The 19,452-nt window shown below is 69.5% G+C and carries 20 protein-coding genes; 3 read left to right on the top strand and 17 right to left on the bottom strand.

What is annotated here, in order from left to right:
• Nucleotides 1-74: 74 nt before the first annotated feature.
• Complete coding sequence (locus G6N56_RS24200; RefSeq protein WP_085254211.1) at nt 75-548, bottom strand: winged helix-turn-helix transcriptional regulator; 474 nt, start codon at nt 546-548, stop codon at nt 75-77.
• A gap of 97 nt (nt 549-645) precedes the next feature.
• Between G6N56_RS24200 and G6N56_RS24195 the strand changes: the two genes are divergently transcribed.
• Nucleotides 646-1,827: a thiolase family protein gene (locus G6N56_RS24195; RefSeq protein WP_085254212.1), complete on the top strand. Its 1,182-nt coding sequence runs from the start codon at nt 646-648 to the stop codon at nt 1,825-1,827.
• Nucleotides 1,828-1,831: 4 nt separating this feature from the next.
• A complete protein-coding gene (locus G6N56_RS24190; protein WP_085254213.1) occupies nt 1,832-2,323 on the top strand; it encodes a DUF302 domain-containing protein in 492 nt (163 codons plus the stop codon).
• A 370-nt stretch (nt 2,324-2,693) separates the two neighbouring features.
• Here G6N56_RS24190 and G6N56_RS24185 read toward each other — a convergent pair whose 3' ends face one another.
• The 11 genes from G6N56_RS24185 to G6N56_RS24135 all read right to left on the bottom strand — a co-directional run bounded on the left by G6N56_RS24185 (nt 2,694) and on the right by G6N56_RS24135 (nt 13,789).
• Nucleotides 2,694-3,077, bottom strand: coding sequence for a hypothetical protein (locus tag G6N56_RS24185; RefSeq protein WP_085254214.1), 384 nt, complete (start codon nt 3,075-3,077; stop codon nt 2,694-2,696).
• A gap of 39 nt (nt 3,078-3,116) precedes the next feature.
• Nucleotides 3,117-3,653 (bottom strand): hypothetical protein, encoded by a 537-nt coding sequence (locus G6N56_RS24180; protein WP_085254215.1) that lies wholly within the window; start codon nt 3,651-3,653, stop codon nt 3,117-3,119.
• A gap of 70 nt (nt 3,654-3,723) precedes the next feature.
• A complete protein-coding gene (locus G6N56_RS24175; RefSeq protein ID WP_158090676.1) occupies nt 3,724-3,876 on the bottom strand; it encodes a hypothetical protein in 153 nt (50 codons plus the stop codon).
• Nucleotides 3,877-4,174: 298 nt separating this feature from the next.
• On the bottom strand, nt 4,175-5,671 hold the full coding sequence (locus G6N56_RS24170) for a flavin-containing monooxygenase (RefSeq protein WP_085254216.1): 1,497 nt from the start codon (nt 5,669-5,671) through the stop codon (nt 4,175-4,177).
• Between the two features lie 73 nt (nt 5,672-5,744).
• The gene (locus tag G6N56_RS24165; protein ID WP_324616546.1) at nt 5,745-6,839 is read right to left on the bottom strand and encodes an AraC family transcriptional regulator; all 1,095 of its coding nucleotides are present in this window, start codon (nt 6,837-6,839) and stop codon (nt 5,745-5,747) included.
• 19 nt (nt 6,840-6,858) lie between these two features.
• Nucleotides 6,859-8,115 (bottom strand): acyl-CoA dehydrogenase family protein, encoded by a 1,257-nt coding sequence (locus G6N56_RS24160; RefSeq protein WP_085254217.1) that lies wholly within the window; start codon nt 8,113-8,115, stop codon nt 6,859-6,861.
• A 113-nt stretch (nt 8,116-8,228) separates the two neighbouring features.
• Nucleotides 8,229-9,524, bottom strand: a complete 1,296-nt coding sequence (locus tag G6N56_RS24155; protein ID WP_085254218.1) for a fatty acid desaturase family protein — start codon at nt 9,522-9,524, stop codon at nt 8,229-8,231.
• 85 nt (nt 9,525-9,609) lie between these two features.
• On the bottom strand, nt 9,610-10,758 hold the full coding sequence (locus G6N56_RS24150; protein WP_085254284.1) for a ferredoxin reductase: 1,149 nt from the start codon (nt 10,756-10,758) through the stop codon (nt 9,610-9,612).
• Between the two features lie 188 nt (nt 10,759-10,946).
• Complete coding sequence (locus G6N56_RS24145) at nt 10,947-11,429, bottom strand: DUF6912 family protein (RefSeq protein ID WP_085254219.1); 483 nt, start codon at nt 11,427-11,429, stop codon at nt 10,947-10,949.
• 32 nt (nt 11,430-11,461) lie between these two features.
• Complete coding sequence (ppk2, locus tag G6N56_RS24140) at nt 11,462-12,328, bottom strand: polyphosphate kinase 2 (RefSeq protein WP_085254285.1); 867 nt, start codon at nt 12,326-12,328, stop codon at nt 11,462-11,464.
• A 42-nt stretch (nt 12,329-12,370) separates the two neighbouring features.
• Entirely contained in the window at nt 12,371-13,789 is a 1,419-nt protein-coding gene (locus tag G6N56_RS24135) for a WS/DGAT/MGAT family O-acyltransferase (RefSeq protein WP_085254220.1), read from the bottom strand.
• A gap of 191 nt (nt 13,790-13,980) precedes the next feature.
• On the opposite strand from G6N56_RS24135, the gene G6N56_RS29665 reads away from it, so the two are divergent.
• Nucleotides 13,981-14,550, top strand: coding sequence for an Rv3235 family protein (locus G6N56_RS29665; protein ID WP_085254221.1), 570 nt, complete (start codon nt 13,981-13,983; stop codon nt 14,548-14,550).
• 8 nt (nt 14,551-14,558) lie between these two features.
• Here the strand turns inward: G6N56_RS29665 and G6N56_RS24125 are convergent, their stop codons facing one another.
• From G6N56_RS24125 to G6N56_RS24105, 5 genes are all read right to left on the bottom strand, one after another.
• Nucleotides 14,559-15,716, bottom strand: a complete 1,158-nt coding sequence (locus G6N56_RS24125; protein WP_085254222.1) for a cation:proton antiporter — start codon at nt 15,714-15,716, stop codon at nt 14,559-14,561.
• A 3-nt stretch (nt 15,717-15,719) separates the two neighbouring features.
• On the bottom strand, nt 15,720-16,202 hold the full coding sequence (locus G6N56_RS24120) for a cation:proton antiporter regulatory subunit (protein ID WP_085254223.1): 483 nt from the start codon (nt 16,200-16,202) through the stop codon (nt 15,720-15,722).
• Nucleotides 16,203-16,285: 83 nt separating this feature from the next.
• On the bottom strand, nt 16,286-17,050 hold the full coding sequence (mddA, locus tag G6N56_RS24115; RefSeq protein WP_085254224.1) for a methanethiol S-methyltransferase: 765 nt from the start codon (nt 17,048-17,050) through the stop codon (nt 16,286-16,288).
• A 69-nt stretch (nt 17,051-17,119) separates the two neighbouring features.
• Nucleotides 17,120-18,676 carry an HD domain-containing phosphohydrolase gene (locus G6N56_RS24110; protein WP_085254286.1) on the bottom strand — a complete coding sequence of 519 codons (1,557 nt, stop codon included), beginning with the start codon at nt 18,674-18,676 and terminating at the stop codon, nt 17,120-17,122.
• 11 nt (nt 18,677-18,687) lie between these two features.
• On the bottom strand, nt 18,688-19,431 hold the full coding sequence (locus tag G6N56_RS24105; protein ID WP_085254287.1) for a hypothetical protein: 744 nt from the start codon (nt 19,429-19,431) through the stop codon (nt 18,688-18,690).
• Nucleotides 19,432-19,452 lie beyond the last annotated feature (21 nt).

Raw genomic sequence — 19,452 nt, 5'->3', positions numbered from 1 at the left:
CCGTCCCGACCGGCGAACGCGCGTGTTTGCACGCCGACACGCCGGCCGAGGCGCAAGTTTGCGGCCGCTCGCGGTCAGCCCGACCTCGCCAGCCGCATGCCCAGCTCCTCCGGTGGCACCAAATGCCCTTCGGTGCAGCGCATCTGGACCTCCGCGTCGGCGCCGCAGCCAAGGTGCGTCAGCCGCAGCCGGTTGCGTCCAGGGAGGTGGCGCCGGCCCCACTCGAACATCGACCACACCACCGGCATGAAGTCGACGCCCGCCTCGGTGAGCACGTACTCGTCGCGGCTGCGCCGCCCGGGCTCGCGGTAGGGCTGGCGGCGCAGCAGCCCGAGGTCCACCAGTTCGGCCAGCCGCGCCGACGTGGCGGCCTTGGTGATGCCGACGCGGCGAGCGAAGTCGTCGAACCGAGTGGTGCCGTAGTACGCCTCTCGCATGATCAGCATCGCGGACTTGGTGCCGACGACGGACATGGTCTTTTCGATCGCGCACTCACCGACCGCCGACCACTCGTCACGGTGCGCCAGCGGCCCTTGCAGAAATGTCATGCAGATCACCTCCCAGCCTGGGTTGCACTAAGGATACCTAGATGTTTACCTAGGTATAGCGATGGATACTTAGCCTCGCGGGACTCAAGGAGGAGCCATGGTTCAAGGGCGCGACGCCGTCATCGTCGGAGCCGTCCGAACCCCCATCGGCAAGGGCAAGGCCAGTGGCGCGCTGCACGATGTGCTGCCCGCAGACCTGCTGGCGCACAGCCTGCGCGAACTGGTGGCGCGGACGGGTGTCGACCCGGTGCAGATCGACGACGTGATCGCCGGGGCCGTCACGCAGGCCGGCGACCAGGCCGTCAACATCGCGCGCAATTCCCTGTTGGGAGCAGGCTTCCCGGAGTCGGTTCCGGGCGTCACGATCGACCGGCAGTGCGGCAGCAGCCAGCAGGCCATCAGCTTCGCCGCCCAGGGCGTGCTCGCCGGGGCCTACGACCTCGTCGTCGCCGGCGGCGTCGAGTCCATGGGGCGCGTCCCGATGGGCAGCTCGGTGCTCCCGGGCAGCAACCCGTTCGGCGAGGACATGACGGGCCGCTACCCCGACGGCCTGGTGCCGCAGGGCATCAGCGCCGAGCTGATCGCGGCCAAGTGGGGCTTCTCGCGCACGCAGCTCGACGAGTTCTCCGCGAATAGCCACGACAAGGCGGCCCGCGCCACCAAGGACGGTCTCTTCGACAACGAGCTGATCCCGATCGCCGGGCTCGCAGCCGACGAGATCGTCCGGCCGGGCACCACGGTCGAGACGCTGGCCTCGTTGCAGCCGGCGTTCTACAGCGACGCCATGAAAGAGCGCTTCCCGCAAATCCATTGGTCGATCACGCCGGGCAACTCGTCGCCGCTGTCCGACGGCAGTGCCGCTGTGCTGATCACCACCAGCGAGGTCGCCGCGAAGCTCGGCCTGCGCCCCCTGGCCCGGATCCACACCACCACCGTGGTGGGCTCCGATCCGCTCTACATGCTGACCGGCGTCATCCCGGCCACCGAAAAGGTGCTGCGACGCGCCGGCCTCACGCTGGCCGACATCGATCTGTTCGAGGTGAACGAGGCTTTCGCGCCCGTCGTGCTGGCATGGGCGCACGACACCGGGGCGGACCTGGCCAAGACCAACGTCAACGGCGGGGCCATCGCGATCGGCCACCCGCTGGGTGCCAGCGGTGCGCGCATCATGACCACACTGGTCAACGCTCTCGAACAACGCGGCGGGCGGTACGGCCTGCAGACCATGTGCGAGGGCGGCGGCATGGCGAACGCCACCATCATCGAGCGGTTGGGCTAGCCCGGTGACCGAGACCAAGTTCGAAGGCGTGCGGGTGCGCTACGACAGCACCAAGAGCTACGACGAGCTGCTAGCCGCGCTGCTCGCCGACATCGGCGACAAGCCGGTGCCGATCAACGACATCGCGACGACCAGCGGCAACTGGGAGTCTTACCGGGAGCGTGTCGAATCCCACGTCGGACCAAGCGGATTCATGCTCTTCGTGCTCATCGACCACGGCGCCTGGATCACGAAAGCCGACATCGACCGCAAGGCGATCCGCGTCGTCTTGGGCAACCCGCTTATCGCCATCACGATGTTGCGCCACGACGTGACCGCGGGCCTGTTCGCCCCGGTGGAGCTGCTTATCCTGGATGAGCCCACCGGCAGCAGCCTGACCTACGTCAAGCCGTCGTCGCTGATGGTGGTCGAGCCGAACCCCGAACTCCTCAGCGCCGCTGAGGAACTCGACGCCAAGCTGGCAGCGCTGGCCGAAAAGGTGACCGGCGGCTCATGACGCAACCTGCTCGGCGCGGTGGTTGCGGGAGATACTGCGGACGATTGGCGTTGGCAGCTCCGGTCGCCAAGTAGTCTTTCGCTATGTATCGCAAGACCGCCCGGGAGTTCGAGAAACGCTGCCGCGGCGGAAGCGCTGGGCATGGCGTGCTGCATCGCGCCTAGCCGACGGCCCGATGGGGAAAGTGGTGATCGAGGTAAAGCCTTGAGGCTCCGTCGCGTGGGCTTCGAGTTCACCGAACCCAGTACGGAATGCCGGCGGGTAACGAGGCGTTAGCCCCGTCGTGCTCGCGTGGGCACTCGGCACCGGGGCAGACCTGGCCAAGAGCGACGGCGACGGCGCGGCAAGGCTCATACTCCTTCGACCCAAATCAGTGCGAAGGTTTCACCGCGGCGACGAAGCTCCCCGGATCTTCGAGGCTGAGGTAGAGGCAGCGGACCTCGCCCCACGTGGAACTCATCAGCTGTACGGACTTCGAGGTCACGGGCCGGGAGAACCTGAGTTCGACGATCCCCTCCCGCGAGCCGTTGACCATCCAGGCGTCCCCCATCGGATGGACTCCCCAGGCCAGCGGCCGGCCGGACATCACCCGAACCGACCGAATGTCGTTCAGCGGCAGGTCGATACGAAACATCCAGCCGTGCTTGACGTGCAGCGCGCCCTGGTCCACCCGGATCGTCGTCCGCTTCGGCCCGGCGCCCAGAAGGGTCGCCAGCGGGCGATACCACCGGTCGTAGCGCATCCGGAAGTCCATCTCGACATCCTCACGGGACCGCCGCGCCGGGGGGAAGAATCAGAGCCAGCCGGTGCGGGCGGCGGCGACGGGCTCGGGGGGCGCCGGGGCCAGCTCCCCGTCCCGCACGCCGTCGAGCATCCGCTTCACGGCGGCGACGATCTCCGGCGCGGCCGCGGCGAGCCCGGCCTTGTCGGCGGCCGGAATCTCATCCGGATCGACGCCCGCTCGTTCCAGCACGGCGGCCGGGTCGGCAAGCTGACCGGCCAGCCATGCCACGGGGTCCGCGGACAGCTCGGGAACGAAGTGCCGGCGCCCCGGCTCCCACCCGTCGAACCGCGGGTGGTGATGGGCCCGGTCGAGCGTCCCCGGCGGGCTCTCGGTGGAGCCGAACAGGTCCACCCGCCACACCGGGCGGTTGAAGCCGATCGGCACGCCGGCGTAGATCGACCCCTGCGGCTCGTCGCGGTCGACCAGGCGCAGTTCCAGCCTGACCCCACGCTCCGGGGTTTCCTGACCTTCGAGCGGGCGCGGGTCGACGAAGAACATGTCGCCGACGACCACGCCCAGTGTTTCGAATCCAAACGCTGCGAGCATGTTTCCGACTGTAGACCTACCCGCTGCGCGTGGCATCGGCCCAGGTCGGCGGCGATCGTCGAGCCGTCGATCACGTGCTGACCCGGATATCCGTGCATGTGGCGGTAGGGGTCCTCGGGATGTCCGCCAGGTCCACCCCGGCGCCGTCGGAGATGCCGTCCAGGGTATCCGGCCGCGCGCCGGGCCACCTCGTGCCGACCGGGATCCCCGTCGGATTCGGCACGCCCACACCCCGACGCGTCAGCACGCGCCGGCCGAACAGGCCGCGCCGGGCTCGTAGAGCGTGAGCGCACGACGGCATCGGAGAGCAGGTCCATCCGCTGGAAGCCCCAGCAGCCGGGGGAAGGTTTGAACGGGTAATCCCGCACGTGCCAGTTGTTTTTGGCGAAGTCCTCGCCGCGGAACCGGCGCCCCGCTGCGAGAACGCGGACCCGGCAGCCCTTTTCGCTCAGGCGCAGTGCGGCGGTGACACTGCCGCCCAAACCCGAGCCGACCATCAGCACGCCGTAGTCGAAAACGTGTTACGCGTTAACCGCTTTCGCCGCGGACCGGGGCCGGACTTCCATGTAGTCCGCGAGCGCCACATCCGCCGTGCGGCGCTGGTATTCGTGCACCAGCCCCGGCCAGTTGGTGGTGACCCGGCCGGACGCCGTGCGGTACCACGACTGGCAGGTGGTCCACACACTCCTGTCGAGGCGGGATTGGACGTCCTCGTCGTAGGCCTGCTCGACCTCGCGCCGGACCTCGAACGCGCGGGCCGCGCCCCCGCGTGCGAGTTCTCGGGTGAGCTGGCGGATGTACCGGGCCTGCTGCTCCATCATCAGGATGATCGAGCTGGTACCGAGATTGGTGTTCGGGCCGTAGATCAGGAACATGTTCGGGAAACCCGGCACCGCCATGCCGAGGTGGGCGCGCGCCCCCTCGGCCCATTCGGCATGCAGGTCGCGGCCGTCGCGGCCGGTGATCGTCATCGGCGCGAGGAACTCGGTGGCCTTGAACCCGGTGCCGTAGACGACCACGTCCGCCTCGTGCAGGCGGCCGTCGGCGGTGCGCACGCCGGTCGGAGCCACTTCGGTGATGGCGTCCGTCACGACCGAGACGTTCTCGCGGGCCAGCGCCGGGTACCACTCGCTGCTGAATAGCACCCGCTTGCAACCGATCTGGTAGTCGGGGGTGAGCTTCGCCCGCAGCACCGGATCCTTGATGTGGCGCTTGAGGTTCAGCGACGCGGCTACGCCGATCAGCTGGGCGAGTGGGGCCACCCGGGTCAGCGCGAGGCCGAAGAACTCGCTGATCTCCCAGATCAGCGTGCGCATGGCGGCGGCGAACCCCGGCACCCTCCGGAATGCGGCGTGGTGCGCGTCGGTGTAGGCGCGATCCGGCTTCGGCACGACATACGGCGCGGACCGCTGAAAGACGGTGACGTGCTTGGCCGTTTCGCGGATGCGCGGCACGAACTGGATCGCCGACGCGCCGGTGCCCAGAACCGCGACGCGCTTGCCGGCCAGGTCGACGTCGTGGCGCCACTGCGCCGAATGGAACGACGGGCCCGCGAAGGTGTCGAGTCCCGGGATCGCCGGCAGCGCCGGGCGTGACAGCTGGCCCACGGCGGGCACCAGCACGTCGGCCTCGTAGACCTCGCCGCCCGACGTCGCCACGCTCCACGTGGCGGTGCTGTCGTCGTAGGCCGCCGAGGTGACCTCGACCCCGGTCCGCACCAGGTCGCGGAGGCCGAGCCGGTCGGCGGTGTCGTGGATATAGCCGAGGATGTCGGGCTGCTCGGCGTATCGCCGGCCCCAGTCGGTCTTACGGGCGAACGAGTACGAATACAGATTCGACGGGACGTCGCAGGCGGCACCGGGATAGGTGTTTTCCCGCCAGACGCCGCCGATGTCGGCGGCCTTTTCCAGCACGGTCACGTCGGCCAGGTCGTCCCGGGACAACTCGTGGGCCGCGGCCAGGCCGCCGAAGCCGGCCCCGATCACCAACACGCGCGGGCGACGAAGAGGCGAAGTCATAGTCACAAGTTAGGAGGGAGCGGCACGCGCCCGGCAGCCGATTGCGGACGGCAAATCCATGATTCCGGCCAGATCAGACGGCCAGCAGCCGTGCTCGCGGCGCCGCCGCACGCTGGTAGCGGGCGGGAGTCGTGCCCGTCCAGCGTTTGAACGCGGCGATGAAGCTGGTCGCCTCGGCGTAGCCCAGCCGCAGCGCGACGTCCTCCACCGACAGGGCGCCCGTCGCCAGTAGCTCCTCGGCGAGGACGCGGTGGACCTCCTCGACCAGTTCGCGGAAGCTCGTGTTCTCCTCGGCCAGGCGCCGCCGCAGCGTCCGCTCGCTCATCGCCAGTTGCCGCGCGACGACGGCGATCGTGTGCGGTTCGCCGTCGATCGATGCCAGGCGCTCGCGGACCCGCCGGGCGACACCGGTCCGTTGCCGACGGCGCTCCAAGAGGTCGTGGCACTGCTGCTCGCACATCGCCGCGCTCATCTCGCTGGCCTGGGGCAGCCGGCTGTCCAGCAGCGCGGCCGGCCAGCGGGCAACATTGGCCGGCGAGCCGTAGCGCGGCGTCACGCCGAACGCCTCGCGGGCCTCGGCGTCACCCGACGACGGCTCCGGACCGGCGAATTCGACCGCGGTGAAGGGGATGGGGCGGCCCAGCAACTCCGCCATCACCCGGGCGATCGCCGCCAGGTCGCGCCGCACCAGGAAATCCGCAACGGGGCCCGTCAGGTCCGGCAGGTCGAGCCGCAGCGCCGCGACGGGCCCTTCCACCGTCACGCTCGGCAGGCAAAACCCGTAGCTGAGCTCGTAGAACCGCGCCGCGAACCGGACCGCGTCGCCGAGGGTCGAACTCGTCAGGCAGGCGAAGCCGAAGATGCCGAACGATCCGACGTAGTAGCCGCGGCCGACCCGCATCCCCAGGTTGGCCGGGTCGCCGAGCCGGTTCACCAGGTTCGTCGCGACCGCCAGCTCCTGGCGCCCCATGATCATGCGGTCGTGGTCTTGCAGCGCGCCCTCGGACAGGCCGGACCCCTCGAGCGCGTCCGCCACGGCGAGCCCGTGCTCGCGCGCGAATTCGGTCATCAGGGCGACGCTGGCGATGTTGCGCGGGAAATCCCAGTGCGACACCTGCTGCCCGGCGAACACCTGCACGCATCCCAGTATGGCGAACGCCGAGGTCACGCGGGCGCCGTCGACGCCGTCAGCGGCTGGCCCCGTGCTTGCCGAGCTCGACGCGGGCGACGACGTTCTTGTGCACCTCGTCGGGACCGTCCGCCAGCCGCACGGCGCGGGCCGCGGTCCAGGCGCCCGACAGCGGAAAGTCGCTGGACAGGCCGGCGCCGCCGTGGATCTGCATGGCGAAGTCGATCACCTGCTGGGCCACGTTGGGCGCGGCCACCTTGATCGCACTCACCTCGCTGAGCGCCCCGAGCGGGCCGACGGTGTCCAGCTTCCAGGCCGCGTCCAGGATCAGCAGGCGGGTGGAGTCGATCGCGATCCGGGCCTCGGCGACGCGCTCCCGGTTACCGCCGAGGTTGATGATCGGCTTGCCGAACGCCGTCCGGCTCAGGCCTCGCTCGCAGGCCAGATGCAGTGCCCGCTCGGCCAGCCCGACCATGCGCATGGCGTGGTGCACCCGGCCGGGGCCGAGCCGGCCCTGGGCGATCTCGAACGCGCGGCCCGGGCCGGCGATGACGTTGGCCAGCGGCACCCGCACATCGGTGAACGACACCTCGCCATGACCGAAGGGCTCATCGAGGAACCCCATCGTGTCGAGCATCCGCTCGACCTGCACGCCCGGGGCATCGCGCGGCACGAGCACCATCGAATGCCGCGCGTACTTGCTCGCCTGCGGGTCGGTGAGCCCCATGACGATCAGCACGGCGCAATCGGGATGCCCGATTCCGGTGGTCCACCACTTGCGTCCGTTGATGACCACCTCGTCGCCGTCCACCACGGCGGTCAGCTGCATGTTCGTGGCGTCCGAGGACGCCACGCCCGGCTCGGTCATCGCGAACGCCGATCGGATGTCGCCGGCGAGCAGCGGCTCGAGCCACCGGGACTTCTGCTCCTCGCTGCCGTAGCGCAACAGCACCTCGGCGTTGCCGGAATCGGGTGCGTTGGAGTTGATGACGTAGGGGGCCAGGAACGACCATCCGGTCGCCTCGGCGATGGGCGCGTAGTCGACGTTGCGCAGGCCGACGCCGTCACGGGTGCCGAACCGCTCGGCGTACGGACCCTCGTGCCCGGCCGGCAGGAACAGGTTCCACAGGCCCCGCGACCGGGCCTCGCGGCGCAGCGCGTCCACTTCCGCGGGCACCTGCCAGGGGTCGTCGCCCGGGCGCGCCTCGCGCCGTCGCCGATGCAACGCCTCTTCCACCGGCAGGACCTCGTCGGTGACGAATGCGCGCACCTCGTGGGTCAGTTCGGCCGCGCGCGGGGAAGGGGAGAAATCCATGCCACGAAGGTACGTCGTGGCGGCCACGCGACACCGGTCCGGCGCCGAACGTGCACTGTGGGCGAAAATCGGAGGAGCGGAATCTCGCCCTCAGCGCACGCTCGGTGCGAGGGTTAAGCCGCCAGGCCGTCAGCGTCCTTGACCACCGGAGCGGCCTGGCGCTTGGCGCGCCGGTCGCGGCGCCAGCCCCGCACGGTGGCGATGGCCGTCTTCAGCCCGCGCCGGCGTCCGGTCGCCTGGTCGGTGCCGGCGAAACCCGGCCCCAGTTCGGCGAACATCCGCTCGCTGCGGGTCTCCGGCGCGTTGTCGGCGTCGTCGCGCAGGTACGAGTTCGGCAACGACAACTTGGCCAGCGTCCGCCACGTCTTGGCGTACTGGAACAGGAACGAACCTGTGGTGTACGGCAAGTCGTATTTGTCGCAGACCTCGCGCACGCGCACCGAGATCTCGTGCAGCCGGTTGCTCGGCAGGTCCGGGTACAGGTGGTGCTCGATCTGGTGGCACAGATTGCCACTCATGAAGCGCAGCGCCGGCCCGGCCTCGAAGTTGGCGCTGCCCAGCATCTGCCGCAGGTACCACTGGCCCTTGGTCTCGCCGATCATGTCGGTCTTGGTGAATTTCTCGGCGCCGTCGGGGAAATGCCCGCAGAAGATGACGGCGTTGGCCCAGACGTTGCGGATCACGTTGGCGACGGCATTGGCCTTCAACGTCGAGGTGTACGTCGCGCCGGGCGACAGCGCGGTCAACGCCGGGAAGGCGACGTAATCCTTGAGCACCTGCCGGCCGGCCTTGGCCAGGAACTCGTCGACCCGCTGTCGGGCGTCGTCCTGATCCATCCGCTTCTTGGCGATCTTGCCGAGCTCCACGTGCTGCAGGCCGACGCCCCACTCGAAGAGAAGCGCAAGCAAGGTGTTGTAGAGCAGGTTGAACATGTTGAAGCGCTTCCAGCGCTGGTCGCGCGTGACGCGCAGCAGGCCGTAGCCCACGTCGTCGTCCATGCCCAGGATGTTGGTGTACTTGTGGTGCACGAAGTTGTGGGTGTAGCGCCAGTGCTTGGACGACCCGCTCATGTCCCACTCCCACGTTGAGGAGTGGATCTCCGGGTCGTTCATCCAGTCCCACTGGCCGTGCATGACATTGTGGCCGATCTCCATGTTCTCGACGATCTTGGCCACGCCCAGCGCGACGGTCCCGGCCCACCAGGCGGAACGCCGAGAGCTGGCGGCCAGCGTCACCCGGGCGGCCACCTCCAGCGCGCGCTGGGCCGCGATGGTGCGCCGGATGTACCGGGCGTCGCGCGCCCCACGAGAGTCTTCAATGTCCTGGCGGATCGCGTCGAGCTCAGTGGCCAGGTTTTCGATATCGGCGTCCGTCAAATGGGCGAATACGTCGACGTCGGTGATCGCCATCGTCTTTTTCTCCCTGCGGTCGATTGTGTTGGTACTACCTACGCTATCGTAACCTACGAATCCGTAGGTTACCTGTGAGTAGCCTTTAGATGTCGAGCGTGCAATCGCCCGAGGCGGCCGACACGCACGTCTGGACCCGAGTCCCCGGGTCGTGCTCCTGGCCGGTTCGCAGGTCACGGACGTGCCCCTCCGCGAGGACGACCACGCAGGACTGACAAATGCCCATCCGGCACCCAAACGGCATCTGCACGCCGGCGCCCTCCCCCGCGTCCATCAGCGATGTCGCGGCGTCGGCGACCGCGGTGCGCCCGCTTCGGGCGAAGGTGACCGTTCCGCCGGCGCCGGCCGGCGCGGCCTTGGTCACCGCGAACCGCTCCAGGTGCAACCGGTCGCCGATGCCCTCCGCCGTCCACGTCTTCTCGGCCTGCGTCAGCAGGCCCTCGGGCCCGCAGGCCCACGTCTGGCGGTCGCGCCAGTCCGGCACCTGCTGGTCGAGGGAGGCGAGGTCGAGCCGGCCCTGCGTGCGGGTCTCCCGCAGCAGCAGGCGGTAACCCGGCTGGTCGGCTGCCAAGGCGGCCAACTCCGCCCGGAACATGACGTCGGCCTCGGTCGGCGCCGAATGCACGTGCACGACGTCGCCGATCTGGTTGCGCCGCTGCAATGTTCGCAGCATCGACATCACCGGGGTGATCCCGGACCCGGCGGTGAGGAACAGGATCGACGGCGGTGCGGGATCGGGCAGGACAAAATTGCCCTGCGGTGCGGCCAACCGGACGATGGTCCCCGGCGCGACCCCCGCCACGAGGTGGGAGGACAGGAAGCCCTCGGGCATCGCCTTCACCGTGATGGTGACCGTGCGGCGTGCGCGCGAACCGGCGGGGGCCGGGCTCGACGTCAACGAATAGGATCGCCAGCGCCAGCGGCCGTCGACCAGCAGCCCGATCCCGATGTATTGGCCCGGCTGGTAGTCGAAGTTGAAGCCCCATCCCGGCTTGATCACCAGGGTCGCGGAGTCTTCCGTCTCCCGGCGGACCGAGAGGATGCGGCCCCGCAGTTCGCGCGCCGACCACAGCGGGTTCGCCAGGTGCAGGTAGTCGTCGGGCAGCAGGGGTGTGGTGATCCGCGCGGCGATCGTGCGCAGGGCGTGCCAGCCGGGATGCCGGTCGCTACCGGCGACGACGGGTCGGGTGGTGTCGACGACGTCGCCCTTGATCGCGGGATTGCGCTTGCCCAGCGGAAGCTCCTGGTTGCGGCGTGGCTTCTGGCTTACGTTCACATTCTTGTCGATTCCGTAGGCTTCACAAAACCTACGGTACCGTAACCTACGGTCCCGTAGCTAGCTCCATCTGGCACCGAACGCCGACTTGTTGCGGCCCAGTGCCGCGAATTCGCACAACAAGTCGACGCCGGGCGCGAGTTCGGCTACAGCAGTTCCAGCAGGAAGGGCAGCTCCTGGTTGGCGTACCACGCCAGGTCGTGGTCCAAGGCGTCGCCGACCACCAGCTCGGCGTCCTCGTCGCCCAGGTCGGCGGCGTCGATGGCCTCCATGGCCTTCAAGACGTCGGCCTCGGCGGCCGCGGTGTCGACGTAGGCGGCGATCACCCGCTCCATCGAGACGGGTCCCGCGATCCTGACGACGGCGTCGTCGAGGTCGGGGCGGGCGGTGACCACGCCGGCGTCGGCGTCGACGGCGAGCACCGCGCGCCGGGGCGGCAGGGACGTGGCGGGAGCATCTACGTCGGCGGCGAGCAGGCGCAGCGACGCCAGCGCAGCCTCGCGAATGGCGACCTCGGCGAGTTCCTCCTCATCGCCTTCGGCGTAGGCCTCGCGCAGCGTCGGCGTCACCGCGAAGGCGGTGCCGTTGACCGGCTGCACCGAGCCGTCGGTGACCAACTCCTGCAGCATCGCCAGGGTGACGGGGATGAAGACCTGGATGGTCAGCCCCCGATCAACGTAGACACGTAGTCGTCGACATAGGTCGACAACTCACGCGGCGGCCGGTGGTAGTTGTCGCTGACGACCGGATGCTTGGGCAGCGTGACCTTGGGCCGTCCGACGTCGTAGTAATCGATGGTGGACAGCAGGTGCGACATCATATTCAGCCGCGCGTGCTTCTTGATGTCGGATTCCACGACGTACCAGGGACTGACCGGGGTGTCGGTGTGCACCATCATCTCGTCCTTGGCGCGCGAATAGTCCTCCCACCGATATACCGATTCCAGGTCCGTCGTGCTCAGCTTCCATTGCCGCACAGGGTCATTCAGCCGCGACTTGAATCGTCGCAGCTGTTCGCCCTCGGAAACCGAGAACCAATACTTGCGCAACAGAATCCCGTCGTCGATGAGCATCTGCTCGAAGATCGGCGTCTGCCGGAGGAACAGCACATACTCCTGCGGCGTGCAGAATCCCATGACCTTTTCAATGCCGGCGCGGTTGTACCACGACCGGTCGAACAGCACGATCTCGCCCTTGGCGGGCAAGTGCGCGATATAGCGCTGGTAGTACCACTGCCCGCGTTCGCGTTCCGTGGGCACCGGCAACGCGGCGACTTGCACGACGCGGGGGCTCAGGTACTCGGTGATCCGCTTGATCGCGCCGCCCTTGCCCGCGGCGTCGCGACCCTCGAAGATCACCACGAGCCGGGACCCGGAATGCCGCACCCATTCCTGAAGCTTCACGAATTCCGTTTGGAGCCGGAACAACTCGGCCGCGTATGCGGAGTCGGAGATCTTGCGTGTGCCCGTCGAAGCCGGTCTCTTCTTCTTCGCCTTGGGCGACGCGCCGTTGTTTGTCTCGGTTCTCACCACCGAATGATAGATCCCGGCGGCGATTCGGACGCCCGACTGCTAGCGAGAGGCCTCCAGGAGCTCCTCCAGCGATTGGCTCAACAAACCCGGCAGCAGGTCGACGTCGCTCATGGCCTCGCGGTCGGCATTGATTCCGAAGTACAGCATGCCGTTGTACGACGTCACGCTGATGGCCAACGCCTGGTCTTGCAGCAGCGGTGGCACGCCGTAGCTCTCCAGCAACTTGGTGCCGGCGATGTACATCTGCGACTGCGCCCCGGGGGCGTTGGTGATCAGCAGGTTGAACGTTCGCCTGGAGAAGCTCGGGAAGTCGGTCGCGACGCGAATACCCATGGCGTGCAAGGTCGGTGGCGCGAAACCCGAGAGGGTAACGATGGTCCTGGCGTCCACCAGAGATCCGGCGGTCGGGTTCGATTCAGTCGCGTGGGCGATCTGCGACAGGCGAACGACCGGGTTGGGCTCCCCCACCGGCAGGTCGACCAGAAACGGCATCACCTGGCCGATCTTCTGGCCGGGCCCGATCGCGTCGAGTTGGCCGTCGGCGTAGACCGACAGCGGCGCCATCGCCCGGACCGTCGCGGTCGGCGACACCGCCACCCCGCGCGACATCAGCCAGTTGCCCAGCGCGCCGGCGATCACGGCGAGGACCACGTCGTTGACGTCGCAGTCATATCGCGCGCGCACGGCGCGGTAGTCCTCCAGGCTGCCGCGGGCAACCGTGAACCGGCGGTGGCGCGACACAGGCGCATTGAGCGGGCTGCTGGGGGCGGTGCCGCGGGCGACGTTGCGCGCGAAGTCGACGGCCCGGCGGCCGGCGTCGAGGAGTTCGCCGTAGTTGGTCGCCAGCCCCGCGACCGCTGACCCGACCGCCCGCAGCTGCGCGCCCGGCGTCGCCAACCAGTCGCCGATCGCACCAAGCACCAGCCGGGTGCTGCCCGGGTCTCGCTCCGGTACCCAGATGTCCTCGGGAAAGGGGGGCGGCCGCTTCGTGCGGTCGGCGATGACGTGGTTGATCTCCAGCGCCCTCATGCCTCCGATGAGCGCCTGGTGGGACTTGGTGTAGAGGGCGACCCGATTCCTGGCCAGGCCCTCGACCAGATACATCTCCCAGAGCGGACGCGACTTGTCCAGCGGCCGCGCCGCCAGCCGGGCGACCAGCTCGTGCAGCTGCTCGTCGCTGCCGGGCGAGGGCAGCGCCGAGCGCCGCACGTGGTAGGTGATGTCGAAGTCACGGTCGTCGATCCACACGGGCCGGGCCATGCCGATCCGCACCTCGCGAACCTTCTGCCGGTACCGCGGTATCTGGGGGAGCCGCTGTTCGACGGTGGCGAGCAGCGTCTCGTAGCTCAAGCCGGCACGCGGCCGCCGCAGGATCGACAGCGACCCGACGTACATCGGGGTGGCGGTGTTCTCCTGCCGGTAGAACGACGTGTCCGAGGGGGACAACCGGGTCACCATTACGGCGCTGCACTCCTCGTCATTTCACGCTGTCTACCCATGCCGCCGCCCACGGTAACCGCCCGGCCGGCACCCGGCTCAGCGCGGGTACGCGGGGACGCGAGTTGTGCCATGATGACCACTGATCGAACACCGTCTGCCCCTCTCCAGCAGGCCGCCCTTTAAGGATCGAGCACGTTGGAGAGTGCGCGTTGACAACAAGTCCTGTCGTAAGCCGTGCCGGCCGTGGCGCTTTCGCCGTCCTCCCCGTCGTCGATTACGAGCCGCCCGCGCAGGACGTGCCGCGCGACGGTCCCCAGCGCCGGACGCCGCCGGCGCGCCGGCGGACGCCGCCTCGCGCTCCACGACGGCCTTGCACCGGGCAACCCGGCGCGGGGCCACCGCCGCCGGAACCCGCCACCGCCATGTCGGCGCCGATGCGCCAGGCGGCGGAGTTCGCCGACGCCGCGCTCCGCCGGGTGCTCGAGGTGATCGACCGGCGCCGGCCCGCCACCCAGCTGCGGCCCATGCTGGCGCCCGCGCTGGTCGACTCCGTCGTCTCCGCGGGCCGATCGCTCGCCGGACCCGCGCCCGGTCAGGGCGCCGCCGTGCTGCGCAGGATGCGGGTGCAACCCGCCGGGCATCGCGACCCGGACAGCGCGGCGGAGGTCTTCGGCTCCTACAGCCGCGGGGAGCGGATGCACGCCATCGCCTGCCGGGTGGAGCAGATGCCGGCCGGCGTCGCGCCGCGATGGCGGGTGGTGGCGCTGCACATCGGCTGAGCGCCGGACTAGCCCGGAGGTTCGGCGTTGGCCGGCAACGGACCGCCCGTGTAGCGGGCCAGCACGGGGCCCAGGATCGCCATGACGAACACGTAGGAGGTGGCGAGCGCGGCCACCGCGGGGATCGAGGTGCCGGCGAGCCCGATGATGATCAGCGAGAACTCGCCGCGGGCGACGAGCGCGGTGCCGGCGCGCAGCTGGCCGCGGCGCGCGACGCCGTCGCGCCGGGCGGCGAGCATTCCGGTGAGGACCTTCGTCGCAGCGGTGACGGCTGCCAGGGCCAGCGCCGCCGGGAGCATCGGGACCAGCTCGTGCGGGTCGACCGACAGGCCGATCGCCAGGAAGAAGATCGCGGCGAACAGGTCGCGCAGGGGGCCCAGCACTTTGCGCGCCCGGTCGGCGGTGTCACCGGTAAGCGTCAGCCCCACCAGGAACGCGCCCACGGCCGCGGACGCGTGCAGGCTCTCGGCCACCGCCGCCACCATCAGCGTGATGCCCAGCACCCGCAGCAGCAGTTGTTCGGAATCGGGGTGTTCGACCAGGCGGCCGACATGGTGGCCCCAGCGGTAGGAGGCGGCGAAGGCCGCCAGCAGGGCGCCCACCGCGACGGCCATGCCGCCCACGGCGTGCAGCCACCCGCCTCCCGAGGCCAGCACGGCGAACAGCGGCAGGTAGGCCGCCATCGCGAAGTCTTCCAGGACCAGGACGGACAGCACCGAGGGCGTCTCGCGGTTGCCGAGCCGGTTGAGGTCCTCGAGCAGCCGCGCGATGACTCCGGACGACGAGATATAGGTGACACCCGCCAGGCACAGGATGGCGACGCCGTCCAGGCCGAGCAGCCAGCCCGCGATCGCGCCGGGTGTCGCGTTCAGCACGATGTCGACCCCCGCCGACGGCAGGTGGTGCCGCAGGCTGCTGGCGAATTCGGTGGCCGAGAACTCCAGCCCGAGCGTCAGCAACAGCAAGACGACGCCGATGGGGGCGCTCGTCGCGACGAAATCCCCGGCGGCGGCCACTGGAAGGATCCCGCCCTTGCCCAGGGACAGGCCCGCCAGCAGGTACACCGGTATGGGCGACAGCGCGAATCGGCGGGCGGCGGCCCCCACCAGCGCGAGCATCGTCAGGAGGGCGCCGAGTTGCAGCAGCAGCGCCCCGGAAACCTGCACGGCTCAGCCCTTATCGATGATCTGCTCGACACCGGCGATGCCGTCTTCGGTGCCGATGACGATCAACACGTCCCGGGCGTGCAGCATTTCGGCCGGTCCGGGTGAGGCGAGCACTTGCTCGTTGCGCACGATGGCGACGATGGACGCCCCGGTGCGGGTGCGGGCGTGCGTGTCCCCGAGCGGATGCCCCACGAAGGGGCTGCCGGCCAGGATGTGGACCTGTCCCGTCTCGAGTCCGGGTATCTCCCTGGCCAGCTCCGTGAACCGCTCGGCGATCCGCGGCGCCCCCAGGATCTGGGCCACGGCCTCGGCCTCTTCGTCGCTGAGGTGAAGGAGCTGTCGGGCCTCATCGGGGTCCTCGCGGGCGTAGACGACGACGTCGAATTCGCCGCTTCGCCGCGCGATGATCCCGATCCGGTCGCCCTTATGGTCGGTGAATTCGTAGCGGAGGCCGACGCCGGGCAGCAACACCTCCTTGACGTCCATACCGGCAACATACCGGGACGGCATGCGGGAAGGGCGGGCGGTTGCGCGCGATACGGGCCAAATTCATAGGGCTTCGGCGGGCGTCAATTCTGACGAGCGGCCTGGGCGGGCTTCCGGCGCGGAGGCCGCTTGAGCGGGACCAACATCGGCACATCGCTGCGGTACCGGCAGTATTCGTCGCCCAGGGCCGCGACCAGGTCGCGCTCTTCCAGCTGCAGAGCCAGCGCGATGTAACCAGTCATGCCGATCGAGAAGAGGGCGTGTCCCGCTGTCATGGTGGGAGCCGCCCAGAACGCGATGAGGAAACCGAGCATCAGCGGGTGGCGCACCAGCCGATACAACAACCGCGCGTGAAAACCGATGTGCGTATACGGTTTTCCGCACCAGGCAAGGTACACCTGCCGGAGACCGAACAAGTCGAAATGGCTGACCATGAAGGTCGATGCCAAGGCAATCGCCCACCCGAGCCAGAACAACGCCCACAGCGCAAGCCGCCCTGCCGGCGGCCGCACATCCCAGACGACGGCGCCCATCGTCCGCCATTGCCAGTAGAGCAGGACCAGCACCGCGCTGGACAGCAGCACGTAGGTACTGCGCTCGATCGACGGCGGCACGATTCGCGTCCACCAATCTTTGAAAGCCGGCCGTGGCATGACGCTGTGCTGGACGCCGAAAGCCCCCACCAGCAGCACGTTGACCAGCACCGCCCGGGTGAGCGGTGCGGGCAGCCCGTGATCGACGGTTCGCGGCACCAGGATGTTGCCCACGAAACCGACGAGATACAGGAAGGCGCCCAGGAACAACAGGTACGCCGCGGCGCCGTAGGCGATGGTCAGGTAACGCTTCATGGGCTAAGTGTCCGCCGCGCAGCGGCTTTGGGATATAGGTCATTTGCCCCAACTCGGCCCGGCGGGCAATCAGTCAGAATTGACTAGTCCGTGCCGCAGCGCATACATGCTGGCGCCGATGCGATTGGACACGCCGATCTTGGCGTAGGTGCGCTCCACGTGATTGCGGGCCGTCTTCTCGCTGATCACCAGCGACGCGGCGATCTCCTTGTTGGACGCGCCGCGGGCGACGAGGCGCAACACCTCGACCTCCCGCGGGGTCAGCCCGTCGGGGCGAAGGTTGGCCCGTCGCGCCGGTTGTCCCGCCGCGTGCAGCACCGCCTCGACGGCAATGGGGTCGAGCTGGCCCGATTGCGCCCTCCCGCGCAACCGCCGGGCGGCGGCTCCCGGCGGCATTTCTTCGCGATACGGTCTTGGCTCGCAGGCGGATTGGTAGCCGACGGCGGCGGCCAGGATGCGGTCCGGCAGGCCCAGCGCCCCCGCGTCCAGGCCGCGCGGGTACCCCGAACCGTCGAGGCATTCGTGGTGGTTTCCCGCCAGTCGCGCCAGCCGTCGCAGTCCGGGCACCTGGTCGAGGATCCGCACCGTCAGGTAGGGGTGCAGACGGACGCGTTCAAACTCGGCCGCCGTCAAAGCGTTTCGGCTGGACCAGATTTGGTTCGACACCCCGATGCGCCCCAGATCGTGGACGTGGGCCGCCCGGCGGGTGAGCGCCGCGGCCTCGGAATCGAGGCCGGCGGCCAGCGCTGCATCGCCCGCCAGCCGGGCCACGGCCCGCGAATGCCCAAGTGTGAATGGGCATTTCAGATCAACGAAGTCGCCCAACGCGACGAGCAGCGCATCAAGCGACTCGGCATCGAGCCGCCGCTGGTCGTTCGGCGCGGCGCGCAACGCCGCCGCCCACGCGTCGCCCGCCTGCGGCCCGGCCAGCACCTCCTGGGCATGGCGCAGCAAGACGTCGACAATCCGGGGGTCGAACTGGCCGCCGCGCCGGCCGCGGACCATCGCCACCGCCCCCGCGAGGCCGTAGGCGCGGTGGTGCACCTCCACCATGTCGGCGACCTGCGCGATCCGCATGTGGACCGGGATCTCGTCACCCTGGGCGCCAGCGGGCAGGCCTCCGCCGTCGTAGCGCTCGAACGTGAACGCGAGCGCCGCCTGCACGCCGGGGTCCAGGCCGATGCGGGCCGCGAGCAGCGCCGCCGACGTGCAGTGCGAGTGAATCAGCCGGGAGATGTGGCCGCGCGCGTTGACCAGCAGCGATGCCATCACGCTCAGCCGGTGCACGAGCGGCTGGCCGCGGCCGACGTTGCCGGCCAGGAAACGCAGGTACGGCAGCCCGGCCCAGTCGACCAGGTAGGAATCGTGGCGCACGGCGATGTCGTCGCCGAACCACCGCGCGTACTCGTGCGAGTCGGCGTGGCAGCCGATCCACATGACCAGTGTCGTGTAGTAGGCGCAGTCCCGTTGCTGAACGCTCAGGCCCAGCCGGTCGGCGAGCCTGGTCGCGATCAGCGCCGCTCTGAGCATGTGCTCGGCCGGCTGGCCGAGGCCGAGGTCGATCGCGACCGACAGCGCCGCCAGCAGCTCCGTGCGGGTCGGCGGTTCGGGTGCCTCGGGCGGCATACGCCACATTGTCACCTGTTCGAGGTGCACCGAACAGCCTGGTGACGGTTCTCGTCGAAGGTCTCGAAGCGTCCCGAGCCCACCACGAACAGCCCGCGCTGCGGCGGCCGGAAGCCGGCCAGCCGCGGCTGACGCGGCAACGGCCCGACGGGTCCGAGGTCCGCGTCGCGCCACACCGCGCGCGAGTGCGTGACCGCCCACAGCTGCGCGGGGGCGATCATGAATCGCTGGCCGTTGGGCGCCGTCCCGGCGAGCCGGACGCGGCCGGCACGCAGGGCCGGCCCCGCGACACGACCCATGGCGGCCAGTACCGCCCGGTTCGTCCACGCGCGCGCCGGCAGCCGCCCGCCGACCGCGCTCATCAGCCGCGTCGACGGGGCGGTGCCGATCTCGATGTGCCACGCGAGCAGTCCCGGCATCTCGACGAGCAGGGACCACGGGGTGACCCAGGCGACGTCGATGTCGCACTGCACCGCGTCGTTGAGGGTCGCCGAGCTGAAGAACCGGGCGCAGCTCTGCGGGCCTGGCGTCGTCGCGTAGAAGGTCCAGACGCCGTCGGGGTCACGGTGCCACACCGAGCGGTAGCCGGGTGAGAACGACGTCGCCGGGAACTGCCGCAGCGCCAGGTAGTGGCCGCCGGCGAAGGGGAGGCCCATCACACCGAAGCCGACGAATCGCTCGTCATCGCCGGCGGGCAGGTGCGGGTCCTGCAGGACGGCGGTGACGGCGTCCAGCGGGGTGCGTGCTGTGCTCATTCGAGAATGGTCCACGCGCGC

Origin of the sequence: Mycobacterium saskatchewanense, from assembly GCF_010729105.1 — a bacterium.
Taxonomy (GTDB): Bacteria; Actinomycetota; Actinomycetes; order Mycobacteriales; family Mycobacteriaceae; genus Mycobacterium; species Mycobacterium saskatchewanense.
The sequence above is the reverse complement of the archived record's forward strand: the minus strand, read 5'-3'. Positions and strand labels throughout refer to the sequence as shown.

Excerpts from the sequence above, each read along its gene's own strand:
- G6N56_RS24200 (WP_085254211.1), bottom strand. The coding sequence starts at position 548 with ATGACATTTCTGCAAGGGCCGCTGGCGCACCGTGACGAGTGGTCGGCG.
- G6N56_RS24195 (WP_085254212.1), top strand. The coding sequence starts at position 646 with ATGGTTCAAGGGCGCGACGCCGTCATCGTCGGAGCCGTCCGAACCCCC.
- G6N56_RS24185 (WP_085254214.1), bottom strand. The coding sequence starts at position 3,077 with ATGGACTTCCGGATGCGCTACGACCGGTGGTATCGCCCGCTGGCGACC.
- G6N56_RS24180 (WP_085254215.1), bottom strand. The coding sequence starts at position 3,653 with ATGCTCGCAGCGTTTGGATTCGAAACACTGGGCGTGGTCGTCGGCGAC.
- G6N56_RS24170 (WP_085254216.1), bottom strand. The coding sequence starts at position 5,671 with ATGACTTCGCCTCTTCGTCGCCCGCGCGTGTTGGTGATCGGGGCCGGC.
- G6N56_RS24160 (WP_085254217.1), bottom strand. The coding sequence starts at position 8,115 with ATGGATTTCTCCCCTTCCCCGCGCGCGGCCGAACTGACCCACGAGGTG.
- G6N56_RS24155 (WP_085254218.1), bottom strand. The coding sequence starts at position 9,524 with ATGGCGATCACCGACGTCGACGTATTCGCCCATTTGACGGACGCCGAT.
- G6N56_RS24145 (WP_085254219.1), bottom strand. The coding sequence starts at position 11,429 with ATGCTGCAGGAGTTGGTCACCGACGGCTCGGTGCAGCCGGTCAACGGC.
- G6N56_RS24135 (WP_085254220.1), bottom strand. The coding sequence starts at position 13,789 with ATGGTGACCCGGTTGTCCCCCTCGGACACGTCGTTCTACCGGCAGGAG.
- G6N56_RS24120 (WP_085254223.1), bottom strand. The coding sequence starts at position 16,202 with ATGGACGTCAAGGAGGTGTTGCTGCCCGGCGTCGGCCTCCGCTACGAA.
- mddA (WP_085254224.1), bottom strand. The coding sequence starts at position 17,050 with ATGAAGCGTTACCTGACCATCGCCTACGGCGCCGCGGCGTACCTGTTG.
- G6N56_RS24110 (WP_085254286.1), bottom strand. The coding sequence starts at position 18,676 with ATGCCGCCCGAGGCACCCGAACCGCCGACCCGCACGGAGCTGCTGGCG.
- G6N56_RS24105 (WP_085254287.1), bottom strand. The coding sequence starts at position 19,431 with ATGAGCACAGCACGCACCCCGCTGGACGCCGTCACCGCCGTCCTGCAG.